The sequence below is a fragment of the Spirosoma arboris genome (assembly GCF_009754945.1).
Lineage (GTDB): Bacteria > Bacteroidota > Bacteroidia > Cytophagales > Spirosomataceae > Spirosoma > Spirosoma arboris.
The window spans coordinates 283,501-294,935 of record NZ_WPIN01000003.1 but is presented as its reverse complement, the minus strand read 5'-3'; the positions used below and the strand labels follow the sequence as shown (position 1 = coordinate 294,935).

Below are 11,435 nucleotides of genomic sequence, written 5' to 3'. Positions count from 1 at the left end.
CGGCTATGACTACTGAGATGAGGTTTTCCCCTACGTGTGTACTAATTCCGGAGGAAATTGTCGCCTGTTGATCTTGCCGTAATCTGATGATTGTGTTATCATACGTTACGGGTAATGCGACAAAGCTCCTGCAAGCTGCCTGATTAGAAAAGGGGGTTGTAGTTGAACTGTAAATATTTGTCTTTCAAGAGGAGAGATAGCCTGCTGAACTGTCGTCTACTCTTTTTTCGTCGACTTATACCATTGGACGGTCTCTCTGACAATGTGCAAAGAATCAGTTGACTGATTGCCAAAACGGGCTATGTACTTGTCATGATTGACCAGATAGGGGTATTCAAATTGATACGAGAGTTCGTAGAATTCCTTGATCAGTGAATTGAATAAACCTGCTATCCAAACAACGAATTTGGGTAAGACTAGAACCTTCGCTTTGGTCTTCGCTTCTGCTTCAAAAAGATGAACCCAATTTGTTAAAGTCAAGGCCGAGGCATTGGGTACGTGCCAAATTTGCCCAAATGCATCAGTGGAATTACCTACATTAATCATGGCCGTTGCAAAGTCGTTAATGTACGTGAAGTTGTGTGGTAAGGCTGCGTTGCCAAACAGAATGATAGTTTTCCCCGTATGCAGTTTATCCAGAAAATCGGTACCAAAAAGCCCTTTATAAATTCGTGGTCCGACAAAATCGGCTGCTTTTACAAAGGCCACTCGGTTCGTAAATTCCTGCCCAGAGTTTACTAATGTATTGATGACCGATGCTCTAATCTTTCCCTTTTTTGTCGTGGCTTTATGAGGCATATTTTCAGTCATTTCTGCTCCAGAAACATTGCCATATGAATAAAGATTATCAGCAAAAACTAGCCGTGCTTTGGTTTTACTGAGTGCATAAGCCAGGGCGGTTGCAACTGCCGGATAAAACTCATCCCATAATTGATAAGTTACGTCTGTACAACTAAAAATTACCTCAGATTTTTGCGCAATAGCTTCCAGCTCATTTTTATTGGTCACATCGGCAGCAATGACACGAACATTTTTGGGAATAGATGTCGCTAATTTTCCTTTTCGATTGACTAATAATATTTCTTCATTGGGGTTATTTTGTAGTAGGGTTTCCATAATAGTGATCCCTAACTGGCCTGTACCTAGTATCGTTTTCATATTACTTGTCAAGAGTAAGCGTAAACTGTTCAGAGCATTACGCTTATTTAAAGAAAAATGAATAGCTGATGCCCGGAGTTGGATTTATCTTTAAGCTTTCGCTATTGGCTGCCACAGCAATTGCACCAATACGGAGGTTAAGACCCTGCCACATCATCCAACGAAAACCCGCTTCGAATCCCATTGCATTTTTATTTTCATAGTCACGGTTTAAACCACGTAAATAAGAAGCTCCTGCATAAAATGAAGACGGATTCTCTTTTTTGCCAACAGGAAGAAACCATAGAGTAAGACCAGTTTTAATAAAGCTTGTGTTCTCACCTGATTTAAATGCTGTTGGGTAATAGCCAGCGTGAAATGATACCTGATTGTGGCGGTACTCAGCACCAATAGAGGGATTTCTGAATCCGTTAATGCTTAGTTCATTTTTTGAAAAACGACTTTGTGAATAAGCCGATACAGAAGCGAATAAAAAGAGGAGGATGAATAACTGTTTCATGTTAATTGATTTGTTTGATTTGTGAATGGTTAATTAATTACTGGTGTTGTTTTTTAGTTGGTATTTTCTAATATGTGATAGTACATCTCCACCTATATACAAATAGCCGTTTTGCTCTTTTACCGCACCCGCTTCTGATAGTATGGTGCCTTGTGTATCGAATAAGGAGTGAAGTATTTTGCCATCGGCAGAGATGTTCATTATCATCCCAAACTTTTCTGCTTTGGGTTGGAGAAAGTTGGGTAAGGCATATACCAACTTTTTTATGCCTGGTTTAGAATGAATTTTATCCAGAGCATCGGTTCGCTTTGTCGAAAAGCCTAGCCAATAGCTACCATCTTCTCGTATTGAAATGCCGTTTGGAAAACCAGGGAGATTATCAATGAAAGTCTCTGTTTGGCCTACTTTTTTACCTTTCAGCCAATATTTCAGGACTCTATATTTGGAAGTTTCTACCAACAAAACATAACTTTCATCTTTTGACAACACGACGCCATTGCCAAAATAGGTTCCTTCAAGTAGCGTGTTTACTTTTCCAGATTTTGGATCGTAACAGTAGAATCCTCCAATGGGATTTACTTCTAAAATGACCTTCCTTCCGTACGGTATCGTGTAGGCCGATTTATCGGATGTATTGGAGAAATAGATTTTTCCGTCCGAAGCAATATCCAACCCGTTGGGAATAAGAAACGGTTTCCCATTTTCATCTTTATTCGCCAAGAGTGTCACTTTTTTATCTGGACTGATGCGTATTAAACCTTCTTTGTGGCTCAACGCAATCAGGTTTCCAGTCGCATCAAAATGTAAACCCGATACCCAGGATCGGGAATTGTAATAAATCTCAACCTTGCCCGAGGTATCTATTTTTAAAATTCGCCCATCTGTAAAATCAGTTGAACTGATATGTACGCCACAATACAAATTGCCCGACTGGTCAAAAACAATGTCTTCTGGCCCATACCAACCATCAATTGATACTTTTTTACTAGTACTTAATTCTTCATTTAGGGCAGTTGTGCCAGCGAAGGCTGGTTTGGGAGAAGGGCTCCATGCCTGCGGATGGAGGGAGCAGGATGTAAGCCCCATTGGTAAGCCAATGGCTATTGAGAGAAGGAATTTTGGGAGGCTGAATGTGATTTGCATATCGTCTTCTGTATTGACGATGCAAAGTTCACTAGCCTAAAACTGAGCTTACTAGACAAATGTCTAAAAAGGAAATTAGCGAATACTACCCCTGATTCGACTGAGGTGTCGGGGAGTTACGCCCAGAATGGACGCTAGGTGCTGAAGGGGAATATGCTGCAACAGATGGGGCTCTTCCCGGAGCATTTTTTCATACCGTTGCTCAGCCGTGAGAACAATCAAATCATGGCGACTGGCGTCAATACCACAAATTGTGTGTTCTAACAGGTTGATATAAAAATCCTTAAATCCTGGAATTTCGTCGACGAGCTTTTTAAGGTTCTCTCTACTAATTAAACTGATACTTCCGTCGGTTAACGCTCGTATATTTTCAAGTGCAGGTGCTTTACTAATAAAACTTAATACGGATGCGAAAAAAGTATTTTCAATGGATACATAAGTCGTTCTTTCTTCGCCATCCTTTATGACATAATATTGAAACATGCCGCTTTCAACAAAGCCAATATGCCTGCTTACCTTGCCTTCTTCTACGACAAAATCGTTTTTTTTAAACGACCGGAGCTCAAATGAATTGATGATTTTATCTAAATCGGTCCCTGAAAATCCGATTCGCTCAAAATAGTTTGTTAGTTTTTTCATAAGAGGGTAATCTATACTAAGAAAATGCGATTGGCTATTAACTTACTACCTTCTGTCAGTTAACGCTACTTTTATGCCGAGACCAATCAAGGAAACTCCACAAATTTTATTTATGTAAGATGCGACTTTTTTATTTCCTGCAAGCTTAGTGAAAATTACGGAAGAAAAAGTTGCTAATACTAAGCACCAAATTGTTCCTGTTGTAATGAACGTTATTCCTAATATAAGAAAAGGTAAAATGGTGTTTTGAACAGTTGGGTCAATAAATTGAGGGAGGAAAGCAATAAAAAATAAAGCAACTTTGGGATTTAAAACATTGGTAATAATTCCAGATCTATAAATTTTATAGTAATCTGTGGTTTTAGTTTCTGCTATAGTACTTGTAGTTAATGGACGTTTATCTGTCAACATGTTATAACCCATGTAGAGCAAGTAAACAGCTCCGGCATATTTGACGATCGTAAATAGTAAGATAGATTTTGCAATGATTATGGAAATCCCATACGCAGCCAAAACAGTGTGAATAATACTCCCCGTCCCAATGCCTAATGCTGAGACAATTCCTGCTTTTTTACCCTGACTAATGCTTCTTGTTAGTATGAAAATTGTGTCATTTCCAGGTGTTAAGTTTAACAAAATTCCCGTTAGTAGAAATGTCTCAAAATGGATAATTCCCGTCATAGTATGCTTTTGTAGTAAGGCTTGACAATAGGATTGTGCCGAGTGAATATACATATGTTTACTTCATTTGATCAAACACATAAACGTATATTTCGCCGGATAATAAATAAAACTTTTAATCGCTTAGTTGTTTGATTATGAGTAGCTAATTTCAACAGTAACTCCTTCCCTGTATTGCCCTGACCCCTCTTTAATTAAACCATACCTTTAATAATGAAAACTAAAAACGTGTTACGAGTAGGCCAGTTGGCTAATACACTGGATAATCTGGTCCATGCTCAGATCATAGAGTTGCCAGAAAGGATTCGGACTAATTGCATCCAGGAAGCCATTCCAAATTTAGTTGCTGAATTACGATCCATTTTTGTGGCCGAAACAGGAGAAAACCCCTGGGCGAAACCTATTGAGGACATTAGTCAACAGCATCTGGGTGAATTAAGTCAGACCTTTATTGGTCGAGGTAATCAGTTCGCTGATTTCTATACGTTCTGGCTTAATTTTCTCTACAGCGAACCTGAGCCTGATACCATGAGTAAGTTGCTCCTGCAAGTGAAGCAGTGGGGTTATGTACTGGATGATGATTCAGCAATTGGATGATGATTGACCTACATCCGTTTTAACTATGCAGCTTGAAAATTTTATCTTTTGAAGCAACTCCGCTGGCCTTTACAGGGTCAAGTCATTCGTAAATCCCGCCGTCCATTTGCTGAGCCCAATTTGACAGGTGTGTTTGGCAATCAACCGGATTTATTCATGATTCCTTTCATTAAGAAATCATGAATGGGCCTCTGGACTATAGTTTTTATAGATTGCAAGACCGTAGATGCTGTTAGTGATCCTATTTCACGTGTAAGTTAACTTTCTGAATATACACCCATAAAATGAATGTTTATGACCATCTATCCGTCCGATTTGAAAACTACAAAAGAACTACAAGTCTATGATGCTGACCTGTATGTCGAAAAGCAAGCCTCTGTCCGCCCTAAAGTAACACTAACCACCGTTCTGATCAGCGTATTTTTGCTGCTGGCGCTTTTTAAACAAACCGAAATGCTGGATTGGTCTTGGTGGTGGGTCAGTCTGCCGCTCTGGCTAGCACCCGCTTTCTATGGTCTACTCATTGTTGCAGTCATTCTCATATCTCTGGGACATGAACTTAGACGCATTTTACGCAGAAGAAATTTAGTCTCTTAATGGCGTAAGGGCAAAGTGGAATTGCCTTTGAACGTATATCCCGAGCGGTCTATTTAATGGGCCGCTCGCTTTGTTTTTGTATGATCGGGGAAATCATTAATCAGCCGACTTTTTGGATAGGTAAAGTCCAAGTCCAGTGAAAATCAGTGAGCTAAGAAAACACAAGAGTACATAACGGCTCTTGAAGGGAAAATAAAAAGAAGTGCCTATAAGTAGAACAGAAATCAACAGAGAAACCACGCTTAGGATGCGAAAGAGTTTGTTTTTCATCTTCTCAAATAAAGGTTAGGAAGAAATGATAAACATTAAATTGACGAAAAAATAATTATTCGGCGATCAAATGTATCTAATTGTTGAAAAAAACTCACAAAATAAAAGACAATACTCTGCATGGCAATCAGAATGAGTAGGTAAGCAAATTGAAAATCCCGATCAGCAGTAGCCAACCGGGATAATCCTTTCAATGAGAAGGTATGAACAATTCGAAAGTATCCAGTAGTTACCACATACACAACCGGATGGCTAAAAGATACAATTAAAGTCATTAATACTACAATTTTGTAGTAACTGTAAACTAAAATTGATTGACTATGAAAAGCTAGATGAGACTCAGTTAAAAAAAGGTGACATAACCGCTAGTGGATTTGGACGTACAGCAAATGGCAGTAAAAACCTTCCATCTTAGCTTAAGCAACGGCGTGAGCAGGTACGAAGGAACTCCATTCTGGTTTAATCACATGCGTGCTTATACCAGGCGCCTTCGGTAAGTCGATACCCAATTGGGCGACTACTTCACTAACCCGTCTTCGGCTGATGGCAAGGCGAGCTCCGTTCCGCATAATCAGGTGCGCCAGGTAAGAAGAAACCACGACACAGCTATAAATATGCTCTGGGTTAACTAAGCTACCCTTGTGAACACGCATAAATTGTTGCCACCGGTCACTGTACCATTTCAGCGTCCGACTGGTTAAAACGGTCTTGCCATTAAGCAGAAACACCGTGCAGTAGTTAACATCCCCGATCAAATAGAGGACTTTTTCGGGGTCAAACTTGTGCTGCACTTGCGCAGCGTCTAATCGCTTCATAAGGGATGATGACAGGAGTGGAAAACCAAAAATATCATGTATCGTCCTATTTATAAGTTTGTTCGATATTAAATTAATCTAATGGTTTTTTAATTTGTTTTTAATTTACGAATTAAACAAAATTTGCCGATTTGTACATATAAACGCTTAATAGGTTAGAAAAAGTTTTCTAAAATAAATGGTAACATTCTGAGATTGGGTAAGTTAATGAATAACCTGCAATCACTCATGACTCACCTACTTTAAACATGTTGCCCATTCCAAAAACTGAAATTAATCTGGTTCAGGATCTTAAGGCTAAACTTCCCACTGCTTTTTCCTTCTTGTACGATTCGTACTCTCCAGCTATGTTTGGTGTACTTTTGCGCATGGTAAAAGACCACCAGCAGGCAGAAGATTTGCTTCAGGATGCTTTTATTAAAGTTTGGTCAAACATCCACAACTATGATGCTAGTCAAGGGCGCCTGTTTACCTGGTTGCTGACCATTACAAAGCGCCTGGCTCTGGATGAGTTGAGAACTCGAAAAGTTAGAGCAATAGCCACGACGTATATCTATGAACGGTCGGATGGGCTTACGAGTCCCACTCTTTCTGAGGGCATGTTAAATCAGTCAATTACCAGCAGCTTAGAACCTAAGTATCGTCAAGTCGTTGATTTACTGTACTTCCGGGACTATACCAATCAAGAGGTGGCTGATGAGTTGCAAATACCGTTGGGGACTGTAAAAACGCGGTATCGTATGGCCTTGCGTCAGCTAAAGCAATCATTTAGTCACGACATTCGCCACTATCGTATGGGGAGTAGTTAACAAACTGAGTGAGCGACTTATCTTCGATGAACTTGGCTATGATTCTCCTCTAGTGTTGAAACCCCTGAAAAGCACTTGTCAATATCTCTGTATAGGAAACAGACGCGTTATATTGCCAATAGATACCTTTAGCCTTGTGATTATAAGCATCCCAGCCAACAACGCCTAAGGGCAAAAGTTCATCTATACCTGATCCAGATTCTAAAAATTCAATAGCTTCTGCGGCATTGTCAAACGCTACAACGCCTGGCATTTCGTTCAGGTTGAAGACGGCAAGAAAGCTGGAAACAAGATTAGAAGTTGGGAGAAGTGTCGACATAGGAAGGTAAAACGCTAGACTTACAATTACGCCGGGTGGGTTAAGGTGCATAACCAAAATTGGTTTTGCACCTTATTGCTTTGGACTTAATTAATTTATGATTGTCACTTTAGTGCGCACACCTCTACTGGCAAATTTTGACCTGGAGAACGGCAAGGGAATAAGGTTAAAAACAACCGTGGGGGAGCGGAATCGTCATGGCGCTGTAAGACCAGCTAACTAGATATATAGTAAAGATACTGGGTAAGTTTTTATATATAAATATACGTATTGTTAATTTTATGTCTTACTTGTTACTAAAATAATATTATGCTGTATGGAAAGACTTTTTGCAATTTACTTACTTATAAGTAAGTAAATTGCTATAATGGACGCCCTTTTTTATCAATTATACAGACCAATGGCTGCTGCTACATTAGAAATCTGTCTCGTTTGGGTTAACAAGGTAACTCTGCTCTGACAGGACAAGAGTTCGTTCGTGAAATCACTTTGATCGGAGGTAGTATGCACATGACTTACTCGTTGCACCTGGACAGGAATGAATCAAGTTAGGTCAGCAATAAGATACATAAATGACTGATTAGTGATGGATAAGTCTTTTCTTGACGAACGCTTTCGGGCTCAGCAACTAGAAAGTTTTCAGGAAGTAATTCCGATCGCGGTGTTGTACTGCCAGCCTATCCTTCAACAGGGTCAGGTAACGGACTTTCGCTACGTCTGGGGTAATCGTATGGCCCATCAACTGTCGGCATTGAGTCCAGACGAATTTGGCCAGATGACCATGCTTACGCTTTTTCCCAGTTTTGTCGATTCTGGCATCTTTAATCGCTATAGACAGGCGTGGGAAACGGGCAATACCCAACGCTTCGAAAGGCAACATCCAATTGGGGATCTCATCCGGTGGGTTGATGTGTCGGTTAGTAAAAAGTACGACGGCTTAGTCATTACAGCGGTAGATATTACCGAGTCCAAACAGGCTCAGCAGGCACTGGAGCGACAAACGCAGCTATTACAAAATATTGTCGAGCAATTACCGGTAGGCTTGGCGCTGTTTCATCCGGTTCGTCAGGAAGATGGCGAAGTTATCGACTTCCGATATGAGTTAACCAACCCGGCTAACGCTCGCACCATTGGTTTGTCGGTCGATCAGCTCCTCAACCACAACCTGTTGGAAGCCTATCCCGCTGCGCTGGAACAGGGTACTTTCGGACGATTAAAAGAAGTGTTGCATACCGGAATTCCCAAACACTATCAAACACTGTATCATATTAATGGAGTTGACCTGTGGTTAGAAGGGCATATGGCCCAAACAGAGGACGGGGTGTTATTAACGTATTTGGATAACACACTGCTCAGACGGCAACAACAAACCCAGTTGGAACAGGCTTGTCTATTTCAACAAAAAAATGAACAACTCCACGAGGTCAATGAGGCTCTGACACGGACTAACCAGCGGCTCCAGGGATTGCAGGCCATTGAACGGGCACTGCTCAACCGAAATCTGACTGCACAAGGCCCAAAGGCAACGGCCTTAAGGCATACACAACAATTGGTGCCCTGTGAGCGGCTAGTCGTGTTTCGGTTTGACGAGGCAACTGGTCTGGCAGGGGCCAAAAGCTGGATAGACGATAAAGAAATGACTGTTCGGGTCAGTTCGTCACTACCCGTCGACCTCTTCAAAATCGAGCCGCTCCTGAATGAACAGCCAATTGTGGTTGATAACATACTCGACACTCCGCAGGACATTCCGGCAGAACTGGCTTCGTATGATCAGGAATGCCGGTCTATGATTGTTGTGCCTCTATTCAGCCAGCAGCAATATATAGGTGCTTTCGTGCTGATGGCCTACACACCTCATTTTTTTACGGCAGAATACTTGCAGATTGCCCAGGAAGTAGGCAGTCAGTTAGCGATTGTTTTAGGGGAGCAACTCCTCCATGAACAGCTCCAGCAGCATACCGAGCAACTCGAACAGCGGGTTGCCGAACGGACCCAGGCAATCAGTCAACTATCAAGGTTGCAAAATGCCATTCTCAAGCACGCTGGTCAGGCTATTATTTCAACCGATATCCAGGGGGTAGTTTTATCGGCAAACCCAGCAGTTGAGCAGGTGCTAGGCTATGGAGCAGATGAACTCATCGGAAGGCATCCTCAGGCCCGGTTTGACCCTTCTGCATCGGCGGTCCCCATACTTTCCTATCAGGCGGCCCGATTAGGTTCGACTCCTCCGTTTTTAATGCAACCGATTCTGCAGAAGCAAGACTATTTTCAGATGGAATGTCTGCTCGAAGGCAAAAATGGGAAGCAGGTGCCTGTTCTGTTAACGACCAGCACGTTACAGGATGAAGCAGGAACAATTACGGGCTATGTAGGAATGGCAACCGATATTTCATCGCTCAAGGCGGCTGAACGGGAGTTACAGGAAAAAAGTCGGGAGTTGACTATTTTCTTTGAAGGTGCCCTAGACCTATATTGTATCACGACTGGGGATGGAATCTTCTTGAAAGTGAACCGGGCCTGGACTCAGACACTAGGCTATCAGGTGGATGAATTGGAAGGACAACCCCTCGTTAAATGGATTCATCCCGACGACCAGACAGAGTCATCGCTGATCTATCAGCAATCGCTCATTGATGGGTTCGTCAATCGGTATCGGCACAAAGATGGCAGTTACCGGCTGATCCAATGGCGTGCCAATCGATTTGAGGACTTCGTGTATGCATCGGCACGGGATATAACCGAGCAGAAGCAGGCCGAAGAAGCTCTTCGAGAAAGCGAACAGCGGTTTCGGGAGATTGCCGAGAATGTTGATGAGGTTTTTTGGATTCATTCAGTGCAGCCGTTTGAGTTGTTATATATCAATCCGGCTTATGAACGGGTTTTTGGAATAGCTTCCCCGAACGATACAAGTGGAGCGAGATCGTTTCTGGATACGATTCTGGACGAAGATCGCTCTCGGGTAATGGCTGAATTTGAAAAATATCGACAAGGGCAGGAAGTAACCGTTCAGTGTCGCGTGCAGGGTACACACCAGTCTATTCGGTGGCTACAAGTTCGAACGTTCATTATGAACGATAATCGGGGTGTCCCGCTGCGTTACATCGGCATTGCGAATGACATCACCAGTCAGAAAGAGAAAGAATTAGTCTTACAACAATCATTACAACGGGAGCAGGAACTCAATCAACTTAAGTCGCAGTTCGTCTCTACGGCATCCCATGAGTTCCGAACTCCCCTGACCACGATTCAAACGAGTGTAGATTTGATTGATCTGTACCTCGACCACCCACCAGAAAGTGCCCGACCGATTATTCAAAACTATCTGGGTGTAATCCGCGAGCAGATTCAGAATGTCAATGAGTTACTCTCAGACATACTCAGTATTGGTAAGATTGAAGCGGGCAAAATTGCATTCAATCCCGAATGGGGCGATTTACTGGCGCTCTGTCAACAAGTTATTGCTACTCATTTTAGCCATCAAGTAGATCAGCGAATCGTTCGCATTTCAGTTCAGGGGACACCTTGCCCTATTTACTTCGAAGAAAAACTGATGGGCCATGTACTAATCAATTTGCTCTCCAATGCCTTTAAATTCTCGGAAACTGACCCTCAGTTAACGATCCGATTTCAAGAAAGTGATGTGGTCATTCAGATCATTGATGAAGGTATCGGCATACCGGCCATTGATCTTCCAACTTTATTTCAGACATTTTTTCGGGCGCGTAATACGGCAGCCATCCCTGGTACGGGCCTGGGCCTGGTTATTGCCCGGCAATTTATAGCGCTTCATGGGGGGCGATTGACCGTTCAGAGTGAAGAGCATGTCGGAACTACGTTCACCATCGTATTACCAATTCAGCCAAACCGCCAGGTGCTCAACTAATCGTACGTTTTATCTATCCATTCCT

At 42.1% G+C, this 11,435-nt stretch carries 12 protein-coding genes; 4 read left to right on the top strand and 8 right to left on the bottom strand.

Going from position 1 to position 11,435, the window contains the following annotated elements; translation table 11 throughout:
• Positions 1 to 216 precede the first annotated feature (216 nt).
• The 5 genes from GO755_RS08985 to GO755_RS08965 form a co-directional block, all read right to left on the bottom strand.
• Positions 217 to 1,158, bottom strand: coding sequence for an NAD-dependent epimerase/dehydratase family protein (locus tag GO755_RS08985; protein WP_157584419.1), 942 nt, complete (start codon positions 1,156 to 1,158; stop codon positions 217 to 219).
• A gap of 43 nt (positions 1,159 to 1,201) precedes the next feature.
• Complete coding sequence (locus GO755_RS08980; protein ID WP_157584418.1) at positions 1,202 to 1,657, bottom strand: hypothetical protein; 456 nt, start codon at positions 1,655 to 1,657, stop codon at positions 1,202 to 1,204.
• Between the two features lie 33 nt (positions 1,658 to 1,690).
• Entirely contained in the window at positions 1,691 to 2,800 is a 1,110-nt protein-coding gene (locus GO755_RS08975; RefSeq protein ID WP_157584417.1) for an SMP-30/gluconolactonase/LRE family protein, read from the bottom strand.
• Between the two features lie 75 nt (positions 2,801 to 2,875).
• Positions 2,876 to 3,439: a Crp/Fnr family transcriptional regulator gene (locus GO755_RS08970; RefSeq protein ID WP_157584416.1), complete on the bottom strand. Its 564-nt coding sequence runs from the start codon at positions 3,437 to 3,439 to the stop codon at positions 2,876 to 2,878.
• A 45-nt stretch (positions 3,440 to 3,484) separates the two neighbouring features.
• Entirely contained in the window at positions 3,485 to 4,120 is a 636-nt protein-coding gene (locus GO755_RS08965) for a LysE family translocator (protein ID WP_157584415.1), read from the bottom strand.
• A 213-nt stretch (positions 4,121 to 4,333) separates the two neighbouring features.
• Here GO755_RS08965 and GO755_RS08960 point away from each other — a divergent pair, with 213 nt between their 5' ends.
• The gene (locus GO755_RS08960; RefSeq protein WP_157584414.1) at positions 4,334 to 4,717 is read left to right on the top strand and encodes a hypothetical protein; all 384 of its coding nucleotides are present in this window, start codon (positions 4,334 to 4,336) and stop codon (positions 4,715 to 4,717) included.
• A gap of 294 nt (positions 4,718 to 5,011) precedes the next feature.
• Positions 5,012 to 5,314: a hypothetical protein gene (locus tag GO755_RS08955; protein ID WP_157584413.1), complete on the top strand. Its 303-nt coding sequence runs from the start codon at positions 5,012 to 5,014 to the stop codon at positions 5,312 to 5,314.
• A gap of 305 nt (positions 5,315 to 5,619) precedes the next feature.
• Here GO755_RS08955 and GO755_RS08950 read toward each other — a convergent pair whose 3' ends face one another.
• Positions 5,620 to 5,859, bottom strand: coding sequence for a hypothetical protein (locus tag GO755_RS08950; RefSeq protein ID WP_157584412.1), 240 nt, complete (start codon positions 5,857 to 5,859; stop codon positions 5,620 to 5,622).
• A gap of 141 nt (positions 5,860 to 6,000) precedes the next feature.
• The gene (locus GO755_RS08945) at positions 6,001 to 6,399 is read right to left on the bottom strand and encodes a LytR/AlgR family response regulator transcription factor (protein WP_157584411.1); all 399 of its coding nucleotides are present in this window, start codon (positions 6,397 to 6,399) and stop codon (positions 6,001 to 6,003) included.
• Positions 6,400 to 6,647: 248 nt separating this feature from the next.
• Here GO755_RS08945 and GO755_RS08940 point away from each other — a divergent pair, with 248 nt between their 5' ends.
• On the top strand, positions 6,648 to 7,208 hold the full coding sequence (locus GO755_RS08940; RefSeq protein ID WP_157584410.1) for an RNA polymerase sigma factor: 561 nt from the start codon (positions 6,648 to 6,650) through the stop codon (positions 7,206 to 7,208).
• Between the two features lie 49 nt (positions 7,209 to 7,257).
• Here GO755_RS08940 and GO755_RS08935 read toward each other — a convergent pair whose 3' ends face one another.
• Positions 7,258 to 7,527 carry a hypothetical protein gene (locus GO755_RS08935; protein ID WP_157584409.1) on the bottom strand — a complete coding sequence of 90 codons (270 nt, stop codon included), beginning with the start codon at positions 7,525 to 7,527 and terminating at the stop codon, positions 7,258 to 7,260.
• A gap of 586 nt (positions 7,528 to 8,113) precedes the next feature.
• On the opposite strand from GO755_RS08935, the gene GO755_RS08930 reads away from it, so the two are divergent.
• Positions 8,114 to 11,410 carry a PAS domain S-box protein gene (locus tag GO755_RS08930; protein ID WP_157584408.1) on the top strand — a complete coding sequence of 1,099 codons (3,297 nt, stop codon included), beginning with the start codon at positions 8,114 to 8,116 and terminating at the stop codon, positions 11,408 to 11,410.
• Positions 11,411 to 11,435: the final 25 nt, after the last annotated feature.

Excerpts from the sequence above, each read along its gene's own strand:
- GO755_RS08960 (WP_157584414.1), top strand. The coding sequence starts at position 4,334 with ATGAAAACTAAAAACGTGTTACGAGTAGGCCAGTTGGCTAATACACTG.
- GO755_RS08940 (WP_157584410.1), top strand. The coding sequence starts at position 6,648 with ATGTTGCCCATTCCAAAAACTGAAATTAATCTGGTTCAGGATCTTAAG.
- GO755_RS08935 (WP_157584409.1), bottom strand. The coding sequence starts at position 7,527 with ATGTCGACACTTCTCCCAACTTCTAATCTTGTTTCCAGCTTTCTTGCC.
- GO755_RS08930 (WP_157584408.1), top strand. The coding sequence starts at position 8,114 with ATGGATAAGTCTTTTCTTGACGAACGCTTTCGGGCTCAGCAACTAGAA.
- GO755_RS08980 (WP_157584418.1), bottom strand. The coding sequence starts at position 1,657 with ATGAAACAGTTATTCATCCTCCTCTTTTTATTCGCTTCTGTATCGGCT.
- GO755_RS08975 (WP_157584417.1), bottom strand. The coding sequence starts at position 2,800 with ATGCAAATCACATTCAGCCTCCCAAAATTCCTTCTCTCAATAGCCATT.
- GO755_RS08965 (WP_157584415.1), bottom strand. The coding sequence starts at position 4,120 with ATGACGGGAATTATCCATTTTGAGACATTTCTACTAACGGGAATTTTG.
- GO755_RS08970 (WP_157584416.1), bottom strand. The coding sequence starts at position 3,439 with ATGAAAAAACTAACAAACTATTTTGAGCGAATCGGATTTTCAGGGACC.
- GO755_RS08945 (WP_157584411.1), bottom strand. The coding sequence starts at position 6,399 with ATGAAGCGATTAGACGCTGCGCAAGTGCAGCACAAGTTTGACCCCGAA.
- GO755_RS08955 (WP_157584413.1), top strand. The coding sequence starts at position 5,012 with ATGACCATCTATCCGTCCGATTTGAAAACTACAAAAGAACTACAAGTC.
- GO755_RS08985 (WP_157584419.1), bottom strand. The coding sequence starts at position 1,158 with ATGAAAACGATACTAGGTACAGGCCAGTTAGGGATCACTATTATGGAA.
- GO755_RS08950 (WP_157584412.1), bottom strand. The coding sequence starts at position 5,859 with ATGACTTTAATTGTATCTTTTAGCCATCCGGTTGTGTATGTGGTAACT.